Source organism: Vibrio sp. 970 (genome assembly GCF_033339075.1).
This window is the reverse complement of record NZ_JAWOTW010000358.1, coordinates 1-678: the sequence shown is the minus strand read 5'-3', so window position 1 is coordinate 678 and position 678 is coordinate 1. Positions and strand designations below refer to the sequence as shown.

At 47.5% G+C, this 678-nt stretch carries 1 protein-coding gene and 1 pseudogene; both read left to right on the top strand.

Annotation, left to right across the window (positions count from 1 at the left end; all coding sequences use genetic code 11):
* Positions 1–457, top strand: a pseudogene (locus R7Q11_RS26655) (DUF1800 domain-containing protein); the annotation flags it as partial.
* A 9-nt stretch (positions 458–466) separates the two neighbouring features.
* Positions 467–678, top strand: a 212-nt coding sequence (locus R7Q11_RS26650) for a twin-arginine translocation signal domain-containing protein (RefSeq protein WP_225467054.1), incomplete at its 3' end; no start/stop codon positions are given.

The following is a 678-nucleotide window of genomic DNA, read 5'->3' as shown; positions in this document are numbered from 1 at the left end:
CTTTACACTTACCGCTGCGCGCTATGACGGAGCAACAACAGTGATGAACACCGCAGAACAAGGCGCACTGCGTTCTCCTTCAGTATTTAATTTCTACTCGCCAGACTATCAACCTTCGAATGAGTTTGTGCAATCAGGCATGGTGTCACCCGAATACGAATTGCTCGATTGGTCAGTGTATACCGATCTGGTCAATTTCATGCTTAGTAGCACTCGCTCGGGTGGTGGTGATACTTATACGCTGGACTTTAGCGAACTGTATTCCCTACTCGATGATCACGAAGCTCTCGTTGAGCGTGTCGATGAACGATTCTTTGCGGGCACGGCTTCGCCTGAACTCAAAGCGCTTTTGCTAGAAGTGTCGGATGAGTATCGAACCGATTACGTACCAACAACAAAACTCGCACTCGTTATCTTTACTGCGATTTCTGGCGATGAGTTTTACATTCAGGATTAGGGGTGAATTATGGACATTTCGAGACGTAACTTTCTAAAAAGCACCGCATCGTTTGGGGCGATCGCTTCACTCGGATTGCCGGGTTATTCACTTGCCGCGCCTTCAAATGATTTCCGAGCGCTGATCTGTGTGTACTTAGCTGGCGGAAACGACGCGATTAATACCATATTGCCGCTATCTGATTTTCACTACAACCAGTACGCCAATGTGAGAGGATCTCT